Origin of the sequence: Paralteromonas sediminis, from assembly GCF_003820355.1 — a bacterium.
GTDB lineage: Bacteria > Pseudomonadota > Gammaproteobacteria > Enterobacterales > Alteromonadaceae > Alteromonas_F > Alteromonas_F sediminis.
Map to the genome: position 1 here is coordinate 84,137 of NZ_RPOK01000006.1, position 18,271 is coordinate 102,407.

The 18,271-nt window shown below is 41.7% G+C and carries 19 protein-coding genes; all 19 read left to right on the plus strand.

Annotation, left to right across the window (positions count from 1 at the left end; genetic code table 11):
* Positions 1-9 precede the first annotated feature (9 nt).
* Entirely contained in the window at positions 10-1,014 is a 1,005-nt protein-coding gene (gene pseB / locus DRW07_RS16740) for a UDP-N-acetylglucosamine 4,6-dehydratase (inverting) (RefSeq protein WP_124029099.1), read from the plus strand.
* Positions 1,011-2,156, plus strand: a complete 1,146-nt coding sequence (pseC, locus tag DRW07_RS16745) for a UDP-4-amino-4,6-dideoxy-N-acetyl-beta-L-altrosamine transaminase (protein WP_124029100.1) — start codon at positions 1,011-1,013, stop codon at positions 2,154-2,156. The genes pseB and pseC overlap by 4 nt, the downstream gene beginning before the upstream one ends.
* On the plus strand, positions 2,149-2,847 hold the full coding sequence (gene pseF, locus DRW07_RS16750; RefSeq protein ID WP_240630701.1) for a pseudaminic acid cytidylyltransferase: 699 nt from the start codon (positions 2,149-2,151) through the stop codon (positions 2,845-2,847). The genes pseC and pseF overlap by 8 nt, the downstream gene beginning before the upstream one ends.
* Positions 2,844-3,896, plus strand: a complete 1,053-nt coding sequence (pseI, locus tag DRW07_RS16755; RefSeq protein ID WP_124029102.1) for a pseudaminic acid synthase — start codon at positions 2,844-2,846, stop codon at positions 3,894-3,896. Before pseF ends, pseI begins: the two co-directional genes overlap by 4 nt.
* Positions 3,896-4,906, plus strand: a complete 1,011-nt coding sequence (gene pseG / locus DRW07_RS16760) for a UDP-2,4-diacetamido-2,4,6-trideoxy-beta-L-altropyranose hydrolase (protein ID WP_124029103.1) — start codon at positions 3,896-3,898, stop codon at positions 4,904-4,906. The genes pseI and pseG overlap by 1 nt, the downstream gene beginning before the upstream one ends.
* An 83-nt stretch (positions 4,907-4,989) precedes the next feature.
* Positions 4,990-5,286, plus strand: a complete 297-nt coding sequence (locus DRW07_RS16765) for a hypothetical protein (RefSeq protein ID WP_124029104.1) — start codon at positions 4,990-4,992, stop codon at positions 5,284-5,286.
* Entirely contained in the window at positions 5,287-5,994 is a 708-nt protein-coding gene (locus DRW07_RS16770) for an SDR family NAD(P)-dependent oxidoreductase (RefSeq protein ID WP_124029105.1), read from the plus strand.
* Positions 5,994-7,352 (plus strand): ANL family adenylate-forming protein, encoded by a 1,359-nt coding sequence (locus tag DRW07_RS16775; RefSeq protein ID WP_124029106.1) that lies wholly within the window; start codon positions 5,994-5,996, stop codon positions 7,350-7,352. The genes DRW07_RS16770 and DRW07_RS16775 overlap by 1 nt, the downstream gene beginning before the upstream one ends.
* 22 nt (positions 7,353-7,374) lie before the next feature.
* Positions 7,375-7,932: a UDP-4-amino-4,6-dideoxy-N-acetyl-beta-L-altrosamine N-acetyltransferase gene (pseH, locus tag DRW07_RS16780; protein WP_124029107.1), complete on the plus strand. Its 558-nt coding sequence runs from the start codon at positions 7,375-7,377 to the stop codon at positions 7,930-7,932.
* Between the two features lie 346 nt (positions 7,933-8,278).
* The gene (locus DRW07_RS16785) at positions 8,279-9,223 is read left to right on the plus strand and encodes a glycosyltransferase family 2 protein (protein WP_124029108.1); all 945 of its coding nucleotides are present in this window, start codon (positions 8,279-8,281) and stop codon (positions 9,221-9,223) included.
* Positions 9,224-9,249: 26 nt separating this feature from the next.
* Complete coding sequence (locus DRW07_RS16790) at positions 9,250-10,386, plus strand: hypothetical protein (RefSeq protein ID WP_124029109.1); 1,137 nt, start codon at positions 9,250-9,252, stop codon at positions 10,384-10,386.
* Positions 10,387-10,389: 3 nt separating this feature from the next.
* Positions 10,390-11,517, plus strand: coding sequence for a glycosyltransferase family 4 protein (locus DRW07_RS16795; RefSeq protein WP_124029110.1), 1,128 nt, complete (start codon positions 10,390-10,392; stop codon positions 11,515-11,517).
* A 5-nt stretch (positions 11,518-11,522) separates the two neighbouring features.
* A complete protein-coding gene (locus DRW07_RS16800) occupies positions 11,523-12,596 on the plus strand; it encodes a glycosyltransferase (RefSeq protein ID WP_124029111.1) in 1,074 nt (357 codons plus the stop codon).
* Positions 12,597-12,710: 114 nt separating this feature from the next.
* The gene (locus tag DRW07_RS16805) at positions 12,711-13,748 is read left to right on the plus strand and encodes an N-acetylneuraminate synthase family protein (RefSeq protein WP_124029112.1); all 1,038 of its coding nucleotides are present in this window, start codon (positions 12,711-12,713) and stop codon (positions 13,746-13,748) included.
* The gene (gene neuC / locus DRW07_RS16810; RefSeq protein ID WP_124029113.1) at positions 13,745-14,881 is read left to right on the plus strand and encodes a UDP-N-acetylglucosamine 2-epimerase; all 1,137 of its coding nucleotides are present in this window, start codon (positions 13,745-13,747) and stop codon (positions 14,879-14,881) included. The genes DRW07_RS16805 and neuC overlap by 4 nt, the downstream gene beginning before the upstream one ends.
* A complete protein-coding gene (gene hisF / locus DRW07_RS16815) occupies positions 14,878-15,639 on the plus strand; it encodes an imidazole glycerol phosphate synthase subunit HisF (protein ID WP_124029114.1) in 762 nt (253 codons plus the stop codon). Before neuC ends, hisF begins: the two co-directional genes overlap by 4 nt.
* Positions 15,636-16,274 carry an imidazole glycerol phosphate synthase subunit HisH gene (gene hisH / locus DRW07_RS16820; RefSeq protein WP_165870539.1) on the plus strand — a complete coding sequence of 213 codons (639 nt, stop codon included), beginning with the start codon at positions 15,636-15,638 and terminating at the stop codon, positions 16,272-16,274. Before hisF ends, hisH begins: the two co-directional genes overlap by 4 nt.
* Positions 16,271-17,497, plus strand: a complete 1,227-nt coding sequence (locus tag DRW07_RS16825; RefSeq protein WP_124029116.1) for an N-acetyl sugar amidotransferase — start codon at positions 16,271-16,273, stop codon at positions 17,495-17,497. Before hisH ends, DRW07_RS16825 begins: the two co-directional genes overlap by 4 nt.
* The gene (locus DRW07_RS16830) at positions 17,481-18,179 is read left to right on the plus strand and encodes an acylneuraminate cytidylyltransferase family protein (protein WP_124029117.1); all 699 of its coding nucleotides are present in this window, start codon (positions 17,481-17,483) and stop codon (positions 18,177-18,179) included. Before DRW07_RS16825 ends, DRW07_RS16830 begins: the two co-directional genes overlap by 17 nt.
* Positions 18,180-18,271 lie beyond the last annotated feature (92 nt).

Consider the following 18,271-nt stretch of genomic DNA (forward strand, 5'->3'; position numbering starts at 1 on the left):
GACATAGTTATGGAAAGTTTTGACGGTACAAGTATATTAATTACAGGCGGCACTGGGTCTTTCGGAAACAAGTTCGTGGAAGAGCTTTTGAATCAGTGTTCTCCGAAAAAAATAATTATTTATTCTCGTGATGAATTGAAACAATTCGAAATGCAACAGCGTTTCGACAACCCGTGTATGCGCTATTTTATTGGCGATGTTCGCGATAAAGAACGACTGAAAGTCGCCATGAACGACGTTGACTATGTAGTGCATGCGGCTGCTTTGAAGCAGGTTCCAGCGGCTGAATACAACCCTAATGAGTGCATAAAAACAAACATAAATGGTGCGCAGAATGTGATTGATGCGGCAATCGCAAATAATGTATCACGTGTGGTGGCCTTGTCTACCGATAAAGCAGCAAACCCAGTTAACTTGTATGGTGCAACCAAACTTGCATCAGATAAATTGTTTGTCGCCGCAAACAATATTTCTGGTGCTAGTGGCACCCGATTCTCGGTTGTTAGGTATGGCAACGTAGTTGGTTCAAGAGGCTCTGTTGTTCCCTTGTTCAGAAAGCTTTTAAATGAAGGGACCACTGTCTTACCTGTCACCCACCCAAGTATGACAAGGTTTTGGATTACTCTAGACCAAGGCGTGGCTTTTGTATTTAAGAGCTTTGAACGCATGCGGGGAGGCGAAATTTTTGTACCTAAAATTCCATCGATCAAGATTACCGATTTAGTACAAGCAATGAGTGGAAACGAGGAATATGAGATCATTGGCATTCGTCCGGGAGAAAAGCTGCATGAAATCATGGTGCCAGAAGAAATGGCGCATCATTCCATTGAGTTTGACGATCATTTTGTTATTGCACCGGCCATTACTTTTTTTGATAAAAACATTAATTACAAAACTAACCGCTTGAAAGAGAAAGGTAAGAGTGTTCCAGATAACTTTGAATACCACAGCGGAACTAACCCAGATTTTTTGTCAATCGACGAATTGAAGGCGCTAGATAAAGGCCAGTCATGATCCCTTATGGCGCTCACGATATAAGTGAACTAGATATAGAGGGTGTCGTTGATGTACTCAAAAGCGGACTCTTGACCCAAGGCGATAAAGTTCCTGCATTTGAGCAAGCACTACAAAACTATACCAATGCGAGTTATGCAGTTGCTGTTAATAGTGGCACCTCGGCTCTTCATATAGCCTGTCTAGCTCTGGGGGTGGAAAATGGAGATATAGTGTGGACAACGCCTAATACCTTTGTCGCCAGTGCAAACTGCGCCAGATACTGCGGTGCAGATGTTGATTTTGTTGACATTGACCCAGCAACAAGACAGATATGTATTGAGTCGTTAAAACATAAACTGTTAGTTGCTAAAGAATTTAATAAGCTCCCTAAGGTGTTGGTTGTGGTGCATTTTGCCGGCCACATGTGCAATATGAAAGCCATTGCTGAACTGGTAAACCAATTTGGCGTTAAGTTGATAGAAGACGCCGCACATGCACTAGGGGCGAGTTATCTTGGGCAATACAAAGGAGGTTGTCCGGCTTACTCTGACATCACCGTTTTGTCTTTTCATCCTGTGAAATCTATTACAACCGCTGAAGGCGGAGCCGCCCTTACTAACAACAAAGCACTGGCGCATTTACTGCGTCTATTTGCTTCGCACGGCATTACTAAAGATAGTCAAAATTTCGTTAGCAATAGTGTTGCTGCGGCACATTACGAGCAGCAAGTGCTAGGGTTTAATTATCGCTTAAGCGACGTACATGCCGCTTTGGGCATAATGCAGCTAAAGCGATTAGACAAATTTGTTGAAAAAAGGGCTGCATTAGCTGCTAGGTATGATGAAGAGCTTAAAGACTTACCCATCACATTGCCCCAGTTTGACCCTTTCAGCGCATGGCATCTGTATGTTATTGAGCTCAATCATCACGACAGAGATGCGTGTTTTGAAGCCTTACGAGCCAAAGGGTTAGGTGTTAATATCCACTATATCCCGGTGCATTGGCACCCCTATTATCAACAGCTAGGGTTTACAAAAGGGCAGTTTCCTCATAGTGAGCGCTATTATTTAAATGCAATCACTCTGCCTTTATTTCCTGCATTGACCGCCGATAACCAACAATATGTCATAAATGCACTGCGCGAGGTTTTGCGTGACTAAAAAATCCATTGCCGTTATTCCTGCAAGAGGCGGAAGTAAGCGAATAAAAAATAAGAATATTAGAGAATTCGCAGGCAAACCACTGATTACTTATTCAATTGCGGCTGCATTAAAATCTGAGTCCTTCGATGAAATTGTCGTGTCTACCGACAGTCAAGATATTGCAGAGATAGCGTTGGCTTATGGTGCATCAAATATAATTATGAGGCCAGAGGAATTAGCCAATGATCATGTCGGGACAACGCCAGTAGTTATCCATAGCATAAAGCAAATGGAAAGGGATTTAGGCGAGTTAGATTATGTCTGTTGTATATATGCTACGGCCCCCTTTCTTTCTGAAGAATTGCTTCGAAAAGGGCTTGAAGCCTTAAAAGCAAACCCACAAAAGAAGTATGCATTCTCTGTTACTACCTTCGACTTTCCAATCCAAAGAGCACTGAGGATGGAGAAAAATGGTGTTGAGCCACTCGATCGTTCAATGATGATAAAACGTTCTCAGGATTTAGAGGAGTGCTATCATGATGCAGGCCAATTTTATTGGGGAACAAAAAAAGCTTGGATCGAAGGAGCCGGTGTTTTTTGTCCGCATAGCTTGCCGGTAATTTTGCCAAGGTATTTGGTACAAGACATTGACACAGAAGAAGATTGGGTGAGAGCAGAACTTATGTACAAGGCCTATGTAGCATCATGAGTGTTATCAGCATTGCCAATCAATTCGTAGGGCCTGGACATCCTCCTTTTGTGATTGCTGAACTAAGTGGTAATCACAATCAAAAAAAATCCCTGGCAATGGCAATGATAAAATCCGCCGCAGAGTGCGGTGTTAATGCCATAAAGCTACAGACCTATACAGCTGACAGTATGACCTTGGATGTTGATTCAGCCGATTTTATGATTAAAGACAAAGACAGCCTTTGGCATGGAGAATCTTTACACTCTCTATACGAAAAGGCCGCTACTCCCTATGAATGGCATGAAGACCTGTTTCGCTATGCGAAGTCTTTAGGGCTGATTGCGTTTAGCTCACCATTTGACAATGAAGCTGTGGATTTTCTCGATGAACTTGGAGTGCCATGCTTTAAAATTGCCTCTTTTGAGTTAACGGACCTCCCTTTGATTGCTCATGCTGCCAGCAAAGGCAAGCCGCTGATCATGTCAACGGGTATGGCGAGTTTAGCAGAAATCGAAATGGCGGTTTCAAGTGCTAACAAGGCAGGATGCAGTGATATTATTTTGCTTAAATGCACAAGCACTTACCCGGCTGAGCCGGTTAACACTAACCTCAATACGATTCAAAACATGCGCTCAACTTTTGGTTATCAGGTGGGGTTGTCTGACCATACTAAGGGCATAGGCGCAGCCGTTGCCTCGGTCGCTTTGGGGGCGACTGTGATAGAAAAACACTTTGTCTTAGACAGACTCGCTGGAGGCGTTGATGCTGCCTTTTCGCTGGAGCCTAATGAACTGAAGTCATTGGTAGAAGAAAGCTACCGCGCTTGGCAGTCGCTTGGTGAGGTAAGGTATGGTGGCTCAGTAAGTGAAACTAAATCTAAACAATACCGGCGCTCAATTTACGTCGCAAATAACATAAAAGCGGGTGAAATGTTGTCTGATAGCAATCTTCGCATTGTTCGCCCAGCTCATGGCCTAGCCCCGAAACATTGGTCGCAAGTGTTGGGCAAAAAAGCTAAAACAGATCTTGCAGTGGGGCATGCATTGTCGTGGCAGGATGTTGAATAATGCACATAGCTTTTATTGTGCAGGCATCGGAATCTATAGGAATAGGGCATTTGATGCGCTGCCTTGCATTCGCTCAACATTTAGTAAAAGTGGGTCACAAGGCAAGTTTTTTACTCGATGGCCCCAGTATTGAAATTGCTAGATCTAGACAAGATTGGGATGGCCATATCATTCCCTTTGACTATGCTCAGTTGAACCAAGAGCTTGAAGCAATGATAGCGGAGAGCTCAACAGTAATTGACTGGTTTGTCGTTGACGGCTATCAGTTTTGTTCATCTTTGTTACAGATGCTAAACAAGCATGAATACAAAGTTGCTTTGTTTGATGATGGCGTGCGTTCGTCTTTTGAAGGTGCCACAGCGGTTATAGATTCTTCTAGGCCTCAAGTCCAAGGGGAGGAACACTTTTTGTTTGGGGCCGCATTTCGTTTGTTACGGCAGGAGTTTACTGAACAATATTGCTTGCCGGTCAAGAAGCGCACCACTCTTACCGTTAGTTTTGGGGGCAGCGATCCTTTTTCGCTGACGCTGCCCATATTGAAGGCACTGGAAGCAACTACAAAGTTCAGTGAGGTGACAGTTGTTATCGGGCCCGGCAATCGTGACACCATGGCAATAGAGCATTTCAGCGAACAGTCAAAAATGAAATTACATTGTTTGCACAATGCGCAAAATATGGCATCAGTATGGTCTAATGCTCGATTGGCTATTTCGGCAGCAGGAGGCAGCCAATTTGAACTGGCAGTGTGTGAAACACCTTCACTGTTAGTCGTTGTGGCTGATAATCAGAAGCAGGCTAGTCGTATTGCAGAGCAGGAAGGCTGGGCAAAGACATTTGTATTAAACAGGAATAAAGACGAGCTTGTAGAAGCAATAGCAGATGAGGCTTTATCTCTATGGTTTACCGAAGAAAGGCTAGAGGAAATGCAAAGCGCGGTGAGTGGAAAGTATGATGCGTTGGGAGCAATGCGCATCACTGAGTGCTTAGAAAAACTGTCGGTAAATCATTAAATTCACGTAGAGGGTGCTGTTTCTTTTCTGCTATGCGCATGTTAAGTTCAGTAATCTCTCATAACAAAAAATGTAAGAAAATCATGTCTATGCGAGAAACACTACTATCAATCATTGAGCAGTCATTTGAAGAACTGAACGACACACGAGAGCCAGGCAACCTGCTAAGCTTTCACCCTGAAGTGGCACTTTATGGCGCTAACAGTTCACTCGATTCTGTTGATTTGGTCAACTTATTACTTGCCATTGAAGAGCGCATTGAAGATGAACTTGATATTAGCTTTACGATAGCGAATGAAAAGGCTCTATCGCAAAAAAACAGTCCATTTAAGACGGTCAAAAGTCTGTGTGATTACTTGCAAATTGAGTTAGCAAAATAAATGAACCCAGTGACGACGCCTATATATCTCATTACTGGGACTAGCAAAGGGATTGGTGAAGCTTTAGCCAATTACTATTTACAGCAAGGGGTCATTGTTGTTGGTTGCAGCCGCAGTCACTCAAACATAGAACACGAGTCTTATTACCACCACAGCGTCGATGTGACAGACGAGCAGTCAGTTAAACACCTATTCACCTGGGTGAGAAAGACATTTGGCCGTTTAGACGTTTTGATAAACAACGCAGGCATTGCTGCAATGAACCACGCAATTTTAACACCAGCATCCAGCGTAGAGCGAATTCTACAAACCAATGTGTTAGCCAGCTTTATTTGTTGTAGAGAAGCGGCAAAAATAATGAAGAAAAAGGCATTTGGTCGAATAGTCAACTTCTCTACTGTCGCTGTTCCTCTAAATTTAGAAGGCGAGGCAGCCTATGCAGCTTCAAAATCTGGGGTAGAGACGCTTACCAGAGTACTCGCGAGAGAATTTGCTGAATTTAATATAACGGTTAATGCAGTTGGACCGACCCCAATTCAAACTGAGCTCATTAAAAATGTTGGCGATGACAAAATTAACGCCTTACTTGCACGACAAACACTAAAGCGAATGGGCACATTTGACGATGTAATAAATGTGGTCAATTTTTTTGTTGATGAAAAAAGTGACTTTATTAGTGCTCAAGTGGTGTATTTAGGAGGCGTATAGTGTTTATCGATTTTCTAGAAAACATTTTTTTATCCAATCAGTCTAAAGAAGCCATAGTCTGGAAAGAGCAACCTTACACTTATGCTAACCTGGTAGAGCAACTCCGTCTGTGGCAAGAAAAATTGAATCAACATAATGTGCAACCGGGAACGGTCGTTATGGTCCAGGCAGATTACTCGCCCGCTTCAATCGCCTTGTTTTTGGCTCTAATTGAAAAGCAATGCATTTTTGTTCCTATAACGTCTTCTGTCGCAGCGCAAAAAAAAGAGTTCATTGAAGTATCTCAAGTGGAGCTAGTGATTACCATTGATGAAAGTGACAATGCAAGGTTCGAAAACACAGAAATTAGTTCAGCGCATACATTTTACGAGACATTAAGGGAAGAAGCAGTCCCTGGTTTAGTACTTTTCTCTTCTGGCTCAACAGGAAAAAGTAAGGCCGCGGTGCATGACCTAGCCAAACTGCTCGATAAATTCAAGGTGCCACGTCATGCCATGCGAGCCATTAGTTTCCTGCTATACGATCACATAGGTGGAGTAAACACCCTCTTGTATACACTTTCCAATGCAGGGTGCTTGATAACGCTTGAGAACCGTCAACCTGATTATGTGTTGAGAATGGTGGAAAAATTTGCCGTTGAGTTACTGCCAACGTCGCCCAGTTTCATTAACCTCATGCTTATCAGTGACGCCTACAAGAACTATGATATCAGCAGTTTGACTACTGTTACCTATGGGACAGAACCCATGCCTGAGTCAACGCTTGCTCAGTTTCACAGGTTATTTCCCGATATTCGACTATTGCAAACCTATGGTTTGTCAGAACTTGGGATAATGCGCTCAAAATCAAAAGATTCTTCTTCACTGTGGATGAAAGTAGGGGGCGAAGGCTTTGAAACTCGCATTGTCGAAGGCATTCTTCACATCAAAGCATACTCTGCCATGCTGGGGTATTTAAATGCACCTAGCCCATTTACAGCAGATGGTTGGTTTAATACTGGTGATATGGTCGAACAGGATGGCGAATATATTAAGATTCTTGGGCGCGAGTCTGAAATTATTAATGTAGGAGGACAAAAGGTATTCCCAGCCGAGGTCGAGAGCGTCTTGCAGCAGTTAGACGAAGTTGCTGAAGCACAGGTGTTTGGTCAAGAAAATGCGATTCTTGGCAACGTAGTATCTGCCAAGATACGGCTCAGCAATAGTGTTAATGACTGGGATAAATCGCAAGCGAAGAAAATGCTCAAAAAGCACTGTATGGGCCACTTAGAGTCTTTTAAAATTCCAGCTAAGTTCTACTTTGACGATGCTGAGCAATTCAGTGCCCGATTCAAAAAGCAGCGAACTAAAGTTGCCTAACAGTTCGAGAGTCACTCGGTAGATGTTTCGTTTTCGCAGAATGACCAAAAGTGATCTTGTCAAGGTAATGCACTGGCGCTTGAATGAATCTGTAAGCCAATTTATGCAAACTGAGATTAAGAATGATATTGGCAAACAGAAGCAATGGTTTCAGCATATTTCAAATGATCCTAGTTTTGTCTATTGGGTAATTGAGTACAAACAAGCTCCAGTGGGTGCTCTGAACCTTGCAGATATAGATTTGAAAAAGAACGAATGCAGCTGGGGGTTTTATATTGGAGAACCCAGTTGCCGCAACTTGGGTGGTCTTATTCCCCCATATCTATATAACCATCTATTTAGGCAGTGTCGAATTGAAATGTTGAAAGCCGACGTCATGGATAACAACCATTTGGTTAAAAAGCTTCATGGCTTACATGGCTATCGGTATAAAGGCACTGTTGGATCTGACATTATTAAAGGAGATGAAAGCATACCTTTATGTCGGTTCACCTTAGCAAAACATGATTGGTTGGCTAAAAAGCGCTTTGCAAAGTTTAATGCTCAATTTGAAAATACACCGCAGACACTGCTGCTATAGAATCCAAAGCTTTGCTGATATTTTTGAATATACCTTAAAAGTAAGGCGTCAATAGCTTCGCTCACATCGTAAAAGTCTTCATTTAGTTTTTGCAAAGGTTCATATTGAGAAACTTGAAACGCAACCATAGTCCGCCAAAAAGGGTGAGAAGCGTCTTATGGTGTGCACCTCCCCTAATATGAAACAGACTTAATTGGAGTTTTCTGCAATGACAGACATGATGAAGCGTGATGTGGAGTCATTTTTATTTGTGTATTGATAAGACCCTGCCGGCTCTGTTAGGTTAAAGCTGGTGAGATAACCGCCGATAAACAATATTAAGGCGAAAGAGGTCGCAGAGGTTCACGTGAAAGTCAGTGTTATCGTCCCGGTCTATAATTTAGAACATTATGTAGGGCCCTGTTTAGAGGGATTAGTAAGGCAAAAGACATCTTTTGATTTTGAAGTCATTGTTGCAAACGACTGCTCAACGGATGCTAGTTTGTCCGTCATTAATAGTTATCTCACGGCTTACCCATATATTATCAAGGTAATAGAGCAACGTGAAAACAAAGGCTTAGCTGCGAATATGCTAAAGCTACTTTCTTCAGCAACGGGCGAGTATATTGCTTATGTAGATGGCGACGATATGGCGCTACCAGGAAAGTTACAATTGCAGGCAGACTATCTAGACAATAACCCAGATTGCAGTATGGTCTACCATGAATCTGAGGTGTTTGATTCTCAGTCAGGTAACATTACCGGTCATTACGTTGCTGACTACTACAACCACAAATATATTCCAGATAAAGCTGATATTACCCATCTAATACGCTATGGTTCATTTTTTCAAGCTAGCAGTTTAATGCTTAGAAATCACCCCAATACAGACAAGACCGTTGATGCCAAGTGTAAAATTATTCTTGATCAACCATTTCAAATTCTCAATGCAGGCTATCTAGGAGGCAGTATAGGTCGTATTGACAAAATACTAGGTCAATATCGCATTCACCCTGATAGCTTTGGTGCAAAAACACTCAAAGACTATGCCAGGCGGGAACAGGTGTTGCGTGACCAGCTACAAGCTATTAGCCACGGAGCTGACTTCTATATCGAGCAAAGCTGTATTGAGCAAGGCCAGGCTCATTATTATCTTGCCACTGCTATGTATTTCCTAAAACTGGGAGAAATATCTCTGTTCAATAAATACATAAGCTTGTCAGCGCAAACTGACTGGCGCTTTGATAAACGGCACGAGTACTTGGTTGAAAACAGAAGTGATGTGGAAGGTTGTCTGCGTGTCTTGTCATAGCCACAGGGTAGAGGTTTTCAACTGATATGAAGTATAAGCAAATTGTTTGCATTGACGACCTTGTGCGTCAAGATTTTGAAAAAGCGAAAACCTTTTTTTACAACTTAGTCAGAGAACCTATTTTTCAGGCAACTGCTTTGTCTTTAGGCGAATCACCGCGATTTAAGGGCAGTGCGCATAACTTAAAGAAGGGGTTTGATCCAACAGTCTTTCTGTCTCTCTTAGATAGTCCGTTGTGGCAGGAAAATTATTTTGGTGTTTGCAGTGCCGCCAAAGACTACTTAGTTCAACATATACCTGAAAAGACGTTGGTTATTTCTTATGAAATGCCGGTTTGGCTTGAAAATATACTCAGTGAGAGCGGTATCGATTTTATCGATATTCGTATAAGCCCAATACGTTTTGCACGCGATTTGTATATTGTACTTAAATCAAATAATTCCAAAATACTTAAACGTTTAGATAAATATCAGGTGAAAGAGGAAGAGTTGCGCCTAGAATCTGCACTTGCAACAGCATATGCGCGCAACAAAGTAGAACCAGATGTAGAGGGCAATGGATTGGTATTCATTGGACAAACAGCAGAGGATGCTTCTTTAGTTGACGAATCTGGCCGATTTAAATCCATAGATGATTACGATCTGTCATCACTTATTGGCAATAGACCTTTGTATTACCTTGCTCACCCTTTAGCTGGTGAGCACAGTGAGAACGAGTATAGAAAACTATCTGAGTTAACTCAGGTAAAAAAAATTGACTACAACATCTATAACTTAATGGCTTCTATTCGCGAAATTGAGTTTTTGGCTATCTCATCTGGCGCGATTCAAGAAGCCAAGTATTTCAATAAGAAGGGGACGCATTTATTTCGGCCTGTAGCTCAAATTGAGGCTGAGTCTTTTAGACACATACATTTTTCTAATCTGATTAAGCCCATTTTCTGGCACAAAATTCTCAAAATTAAACAAGCTAAACCGATTATAGATGGCCTACCTAACTTACAAGTTGACTGGCTCAGAAGTCTTCACAATGTATGGTGGGGCTACGCTTACTTTAAAAAGCAAAACTGTTATTTGGACAAAGAAGCATTTGATATTTCAGGTGGCAATGAACTGAGAGGCCAGCTCACTGAACTCGCTGAACACATTAAAGGCACAAGTTGAATAATGCGAATCTGTTACATACTGCAAAGTTTAAATAGAATTGCGCCAAATACCGTGATAATCAACTTAGCACTCAACCTCGTGGACAAGGTTGAGGAAATTTATGTTATTAGCCTTTACAAATCCAAGGAAGACAATTTTAAACAATTACTAAACGCAAACAATATTCGGTTTAAAGAATATGATTCTCAGTTAGATGCATTTAAAGATTTGTCATTTTTAAGTATCTTAATTCAACGCTTCGACATCTTGCATCTAAATCAATATAAGTCCAATGAGATTGGTAATATTCTGCACAAATACAAAACTGACTTAAAGGTCGTGTCTACATGTCATTCTGAGGAGGATTGTGAAGCAGAAGCATTGAGCTTTGTTGGTAATGCCAAGACGGCCTCAATTGTTAGGCAAAGAGAGCAACAAAACTTCTATAAAAAGCACCATAGGGTGTTTGCTGTATCTCGTGCTGTTAAGGAATATTTGGCAAGAATTGACTGCCTTAATGTCGATGTTATCTACTCTGGTATAGACTACGCTCGTTTCCCTTCTTTCAAAAACAAACTAGGTTCAAAGAGCATAGAATTTTGTCAAGTTGGGCATCTTATGCCCCTAAAAAACCAAATTTACTCTCTTGAACTCATCAAATTTTTGAAACAAAAAGGACTAAACGTTAATCTTCACTTTTTTGGTAAAGACGAATACGCCGAGGACTACGTGCGTTTTCTTCACAGTTTTATAAGTGACAATGACCTAGCTAACAACGTTGTATTTCATGGAGAGGTTAGTTGGAAAACTCTGTTTGAAGCATTGCAAAAAATGCACCTTTTACTTATGCCTTCCATTACGGAAGGACTTCCACTTGCATTACTAGAAGCGTTTTATTTCGAAGTGGCCGCTATTGTTTCCAAAAATGGTGGAATGAATGAAGTGGTATTAGAGGGGGTAAACGGGATAACTGTTGATGTAAATAATACACATTCAGAGTTTGAAAGAATCTTAGCCCTCTGTACTTCAAAACGTTACCTAGAGCAAGGTAAACAGGCTAGAGAAATTGCCTTGGAAAAATACACTAGTCATGTCATGGCTCAAAGCTATCAAGCGCAATACTTGAGGCTTTTATCTGATAGCAATTAACACATATGACTAGCTCTCGCGAACCGCTTATTTCCGTTGTTATTACTACGTGTAATCGGCCCAACACTCTTAAACGAGCTATTCTATCTGTTATCAATCAAACCTATCCAAACATCGACTTGATTGTGGTAGATGATGCAAACTCTGCAAGCGCTCAAAAGACAGTTTCTGCTCTTAGTATGAAAGGAATACCTATACGTTATTTAGCAAATCAACAACGGATGGGGGCGAACTATTCCAGAAACCTAGGGATCCGAAACGCGAGAGGCGAGTTTATTGCAGGTCTTGACGATGATGATGAGTTTTTGCCAGATAGGCTCGCATTGCTCATGCAACACTACGATGATTCGTTTGCCTTTGTCACTAGCCTAAATATTATTGTTAGCGACGCCGCTGAAACCCAAAATATCTGCCCAAGAGAAGTGTCGTTGGATCATATGTTGCGCCGCAACGTGTTAATGAATCAGGCACTAGTTGAAGTTAAAAGACTAGTGTCTGTTGGGTTGTATGATGAAAGTCTTGTCTCCTGTCAAGACTACGATATGTGGGTGAGATTGATGGCTGCATTCGGCAATGTATTGGTGGTGCAAAGTGCAACACAGAGAATTTATATGCCAGAAAATACTGAGCGTATTAGTTCTTGTTCGCGCAAAAAAAAGTCAGGTCGATTTCAGTTCTACAGAAAACACAAAAATCTGATGAACACGACACAGCGTTTAATTCATCTCTCCGCAATTAAAAAATATAAAAATCCAGCACTTAGTAAAAACTCAATCGCTATTGATGCAATCTTAAAAAAGTTGGACACTGTAGGTTGCAAAGCGGTAGCTGCCTACGGAAAAGGTGAGTTTTTGCAGGAACTCTATCCATATTTAGCATCTAGAGGCATAGAGTTAACCCATGTTATCGACTCTTATACACAAGGCGGGACTGTATTCGGAGTTGATATTTTGTCGCCGTCTGACTGGGTTAAAACCAACAGTCAATACGTTGTCATTGCCTCAACGGAATATAGAGAAGAAATGATATCGACCTTGCGTCAGAGCTCACAGCATGCTCACCACATCACTATCATCTGATTGCGATAGGCTGAGCTTGCTGCTAAGACAATATTGAGATGAGCCGATAACCCAAGTAGATCCAGAATATTCACGGCAAACAGTTTGATAAAGCAGTACAAATAGGGGGAAGTTGTGAACGACATAGAAATAAATGGCCGAAAGATAGGCTCTGAGCATTCTCCTCTAGTCATTGTGGAAATTGGCATTAATCATGGCGGTTCTCTGGACGTCGCTAAGCAAATGGTCGATGCTGCTCTTTATTCAGGTGCTGAAATTATTAAGCACCAAACTCACGTTCTTGACGATGAAATGAGTCAAGCGGCCAAACAGGTTGTACCCGGCAATGCGTCTGAATCTATTTATGACGTCATGAAAAACAACTCCTTAACAGAACAACAAGAATGGGAGCTTCAAGAATATGTTGAGAGCAAAGGGTTAACTTTTATTAGTACACCTTTTTCCAGAGCTGCTGCCGATAGGTTACAGGAAATGAAGGTTCCAGCTTTTAAAATTGGTTCCGGAGAGTGCAACAACATACCACTGATTAAACACATCGCCCGTTTCAAAAAACCGATGATAGTTAGCACCGGTATGAATAGTTTAGAAAGCGTTCGTGCCACTGTTGAAGCAATAGAATCAATTGGAACCCCTTATGCTTTAATGCACACAACTAACTTATATCCAACGCCTAGTCATTTAGTGCGCTTGGGCGCTATGCAAGAACTAATGCGCAACTTTTCGAACGTACCCATAGGTTTATCTGATCACACTACGTCAAATTTGGCCTGTTTTGCTGCTGTTGCTCAGGGTGCGTCAATTGTTGAACGACATTTCACAGATCATATGTATCGCTCTGGTCCAGATATAATTAATTCTATGGACAGCGTTGCACTGCGGGAACTCATTGTTGGTGTGTCTGAAATCCACAAAATGTTAGGTGGTGAAAAACGTCCTGCAGCCGAGGAAAAGGTTACCAGTGATTTTGCATTTGCTACAGTAGTTGCCATTGCACCAATTGCAAAAGGCGAGAAACTCAGTGCCGACAACATATGGGTGAAACGACCAGGAACAGGGCATATCCCAGCAGCTGACTATGAAAAATTAATCGGTAAAACAGCCCTCACAGATATAGATAGTGATATGCACCTTTGCTGGGAGCATTTTTCTTGAGAAAAATAACCTTTATTACCGGGACGCGAGCAGACTTTGGCAAACTCAAGTCACTAATTACCATTCTTCAGAATGACCCGAAATACCATGTTGATGTGTTTGCTACAGGTATGCATTTAAACACTATGTATGGCGGGACCATTGATGAAATACACAAATCTGGGATTAAAAATGTCTTCCCCTATATTAACCATAGCTCTATTGAGCATATGGATAGGACCCTTGCCAAAACAGTAGATGGATTATCCTTGTTTGTTGAAACTCATCAACCCGATTTAATTGTTGTGCATGGAGATAGAGCAGAGGCTTTAGCTGGCTCAATTGTAGGCAGTTTAAATAATATTTTGGTTGCTCATATTGAAGGCGGTGAAGTGTCAGGAACAATAGATGAGCTGATAAGGCATGCAGTGTCAAAAATGTCTCATATTCACTTTGTCGCCAATGATGAAGCAAAAGGCCGATTGATTCAGTTAGGCGAATATGAGCAGGCTATACATGTCATTGGCTCGCCTGATTTAGATTTAATGCGGCCGTCTAATTTACCTGAATTAGGTTATGTTAAACGTTGGTACGACATTCCGTTTGAGCATTATGCCATGGCTATTTTGCATCCTGTTACAACAGAACATGAGCAGACAAGAGAGCAAGCAAGACAGTTTGTAGATGGGCTAATTGAGAGCAAAAAGAACTATATTGTCGTGTATCCAAACAATGACCTGGGCAGCAATGAAATCATTGATGAATACAAGCGCATCAAGTGTCACAAAAACTTTCGTGTGTTTCCGTCAATTAGATTTGAGTTTTTCTTGAAGTTATTGGAACAGTCGGAGTTTATTATCGGTAATTCAAGTTGCGGTATCAGAGAAGCGCCCTATTACAATATTCCCGCTATTGACTTAGGCAATCGACAAAAAAATCGCTGTAGTTTGCCTTCTATTCACAACTGTCCCTGCGAAGCAAATCACATGCTTGAAGCTTTAAAATTATTGCCAGTAATGAGAAGGAATGCCCAACACGCAACAGACAAACCCTTCGGGACTGGTGATAGTGACGCAAGGTTCAAAACAGTGTTGGACTCCACTTCTTTTTGGGAAACGGGCAAACAAAAGTATTTTCAGGACTTGGTTGGATGAGAAAAGTCAGAATAATTGCGCGAATTGATATCAAGAATGAATTTGCTATCAAGGGAATTCAATTTGAAGGATTAAGAAAGGTTGGCAATCCCAATGAGCTTGCAAAACGATACTATGAAGCGGGCATTGATGAAATTATTTACATGGATGCAGTTGCTTCTTATTACGAACGCAACAGTTTACAAGATGTGGTCGCCAGCACTTGTGAAAACATCTTTGTGCCAATAACGGTAGGAGGTGGTATTCGTACCGTTGAAGATATTCAACAGATGCTGCTTGCTGGCGCGGATAAAGTCGCAATCAACTCACAAGCAATTAAAACCCCTGATTTTATCCAAAAGGCGGCACAAATCTACGGCTCACAATGTATAGTCGGTTCGGTTGAAGCTAAGAAGGTGGCTGAGGGACGATGGGAAGCTTATATCGAAAATGGCAGAGAGCCTACCGGGATAGATGTTGTTGAATGGGTAAAAAAGCTGGAATGTTTGGGGGCGGGGGAAATTTTACTGACTTCTGTAGACAAAGATGGCACCAAAAAAGGGTGCGACCTCGAATTGATAGATAGCATACAAAAGACGTGCAGTTTACCTTTGATTGTAGCTGGAGGCGTGGGCAAGTTAGCTGATACTAGGGATGCTGCGCAATACTCTGGGGTAGATGCAATATGTGTTGCCTCAATGCTCCATTACGGAATGGAAAGTATCGACAATATAAAGAAGGAAATTGCTCAAATTGACAATGTAGAGGTGAGGTGTTGAACAATATTTTCATCTTAGATATCGGTTTAGGTAATGTGAAAAGTATTGCAAATGCGTTTTCTGTTTTAGGTCATACAACTACCCTAAGCTGCGATAAACAGGCTTTGCTCAATAGTGCTCAGGGGCTAGTTATTCCTGGAGTAGGAGCGTTTTCTGAGGGCATGAAACGGATAGCGCAAAGAGACTTAATAGACACTATTATAACGTTTGCTAACTCGGGAAGACCCACATTAGGTATATGTTTAGGTATGCAAATGTTGTTTGATGGCAGCGATGAATTTGGATACTGTCAAGGGCTTGGTTTAATCCCAGGGCAGGTACAAAAACTCCCTCTACCCAAAGGGAGTAAGCTGCCAAATATTGGGTGGGGAAGGCTTAAGCCAAATAAGGCTTATAAGGGCTCAAATTCAATTGTCAGCGAAGACATTGCGTCGCAGCCGTTCTATTTTGTCCACTCTTATGCGGCCAAGCCAAAAGACAACTCCCATACAGCGACTTACAGCGATTATTGTGGAGTCGACTTTTGTTCTACAGTCAACAACAACAATATCTGGGGATGTCAATATCACCCGGAAAAAAGTGGGCCTAATGGTCTTCAATTACTAAAACGATTCGCACAACAGGTAGTAAAATGACAGAGTTAAGTGCTTATTATGGGTTGCCTTCAGAGGTGAAGTTTTGCAAAAAATGCGTAATTTCTAATCAGCGGCCCAATTCAACAGTTGAGTTCAATAGCCAGGCTGATGAAGCCAAAAAAGTCATTAATTTCTCTGCAGATGGTGTGTGTTCTGCTTGCCGATACCATGAGGAAAAAGAGTTAGGCATTAATTGGGAAGAGAGAGAGGAAAAGCTAGAAAAACTGCTTTCTCAGTTTCGCTCCAATAACGGCGGCTACGATGTCATTGTTCCGGGCAGTGGCGGCAAAGACAGCGCCTTCACGGCTCATGTGCTCAAATACAAATATGGCATGAACCCGCTGACGGTGACATGGGCTCCTCATTTGTATACAGATATTGGATTTAAGAATTTTCAAGAGTGGATGCATACAGGTGGACTGGACAATATTCTCTATACTCCAAATGGTCGTTTACACAGAGAAATGACGCGAAACGCTTTTCACAATTTACTGCACCCATTTCAACCTTTTATTATCGGGCAGCGTATTATCGGGCCTATGATGGCTAAGAAATTTGGCGTTAAACTGGTCATGTACGGCGAAAATCAAGCCGAGTATGGCAACCTTATTGAGGAAAATACCAATCCCCTCATGAAAATGGACTTCTTCTCAGTATCTAACCCGTTGGACATGAAGTTTGGCGGTAAGAGCATGGCAGCTTATATTAACGAAGGAGGCTATTCACTGTCAGATTTTGAACCTTATATTCCATCTTCACAAGAACAGCTGATTGAAGCTGGAGTAGAAGTGCATTATTTAGGGTATTACTTAAAGTGGGATCCTCAAGAGTGTTATTACTATGCCTCTGAACACACAGGCTTTGAAGCCAATCCAGTGCGAACTGAAGGCAGCTACTCAAAATACAGCAGCATAGACGACAAAATCGACCCTTTTCACTACTTCACTACCTTGATCAAGTTTGGCATAGGGCGTTGTACATATGACGCTGCACAGGAAGTAAGAAATGGTAAAATAACACGCGATGAAGCAGTGAATTTAGTCAAGAAGTACGATATGGAATTTCCCCAGAAGTATTTTAAGGAGTTTCTAAGCTACATTGATACTAGTGAAGATGAGTTTTGGCAGGTAGTTGATCGTCACCGCTCACCACACCTTTGGGTCAAAAAAGGTTCACAATGGCAATTGAGGCACACGGTATCGGAGGATGGCGTTGACGACTAGTAATATAGTTTCAATCATTCCGGCTAGGGGCGGCTCGAAAGGTTTGCCGAGAAAAAATGTGCAGATGCTGGCTGGAAAAAAACTCATAGGTTGGACGATAGAAGCTTCCTTAGGCGCCAAGATGGTCACTCGAACAGTGGTAAGCTCTGATGATATAGAAATTCTGTCATATGCAAGTGAGTATGATGTTGAATGCATAAGCCGACCGAGTGAATTAGCCACAGATACTGCAAGCAGTGAGAGTGTGATCTTACATTCAATTGAACATCTTGAACTCAAGCATTCAGATACATTGGTATTACTTCAGCCTACTTCTCCTTTGCGCAACGCTGCGCATATTGATGCCGCATTGCAGTCTTTCACTACTTCAATTTGTGATTCACTTATTAGTGTTAAATCAATGGATAATAAGATCCTCAAAGGGTTCTATGAAAATGGGGATGGTTTTATTGTTCCCTTGTCAGACCCAGCGTTTCCCTTTATGGCACGCCAACAGCTACCAAAAACATTTATGAGTAATGGCGCTATTTACATAGTTAACGTTGGCAATTTTGTGAAAACCGGTTCGCTAATGTCACAAAGAACGGGCTATTTCCTAATGGATGACGCAGAAAGTGCCGATATAGATACACAATATGATTTAGAAAATATTGAAAACACACTCCAAAGCATGCAGCGTTAGTTTTCTTGTAATAGAAAAGTCAGCAAAGAGTTAAGCCTCACAAACAGGTTAACTAGACGCGCCAAACCACATAAAGGATGTAAAATGAACAA

What these genes read in the sequence shown, in the direction of transcription:
- pseB (WP_124029099.1), top strand. Translation starts at nt 10, where the DNA reads ATGGAAAGTTTTGACGGTACAAGTATATTAATTACAGGCGGCACTGGG.
- pseC (WP_124029100.1), top strand. Translation starts at nt 1,011, where the DNA reads ATGATCCCTTATGGCGCTCACGATATAAGTGAACTAGATATAGAGGGT.
- pseI (WP_124029102.1), top strand. Translation starts at nt 2,844, where the DNA reads ATGAGTGTTATCAGCATTGCCAATCAATTCGTAGGGCCTGGACATCCT.
- pseG (WP_124029103.1), top strand. Translation starts at nt 3,896, where the DNA reads ATGCACATAGCTTTTATTGTGCAGGCATCGGAATCTATAGGAATAGGG.
- DRW07_RS16765 (WP_124029104.1), top strand. Translation starts at nt 4,990, where the DNA reads ATGTCTATGCGAGAAACACTACTATCAATCATTGAGCAGTCATTTGAA.
- DRW07_RS16770 (WP_124029105.1), top strand. Translation starts at nt 5,287, where the DNA reads ATGAACCCAGTGACGACGCCTATATATCTCATTACTGGGACTAGCAAA.
- pseH (WP_124029107.1), top strand. Translation starts at nt 7,375, where the DNA reads ATGTTTCGTTTTCGCAGAATGACCAAAAGTGATCTTGTCAAGGTAATG.
- DRW07_RS16790 (WP_124029109.1), top strand. Translation starts at nt 9,250, where the DNA reads ATGAAGTATAAGCAAATTGTTTGCATTGACGACCTTGTGCGTCAAGAT.
- DRW07_RS16795 (WP_124029110.1), top strand. Translation starts at nt 10,390, where the DNA reads ATGCGAATCTGTTACATACTGCAAAGTTTAAATAGAATTGCGCCAAAT.
- DRW07_RS16800 (WP_124029111.1), top strand. Translation starts at nt 11,523, where the DNA reads ATGACTAGCTCTCGCGAACCGCTTATTTCCGTTGTTATTACTACGTGT.
- hisF (WP_124029114.1), top strand. Translation starts at nt 14,878, where the DNA reads ATGAGAAAAGTCAGAATAATTGCGCGAATTGATATCAAGAATGAATTT.
- DRW07_RS16825 (WP_124029116.1), top strand. Translation starts at nt 16,271, where the DNA reads ATGACAGAGTTAAGTGCTTATTATGGGTTGCCTTCAGAGGTGAAGTTT.
- DRW07_RS16830 (WP_124029117.1), top strand. Translation starts at nt 17,481, where the DNA reads ATGGCGTTGACGACTAGTAATATAGTTTCAATCATTCCGGCTAGGGGC.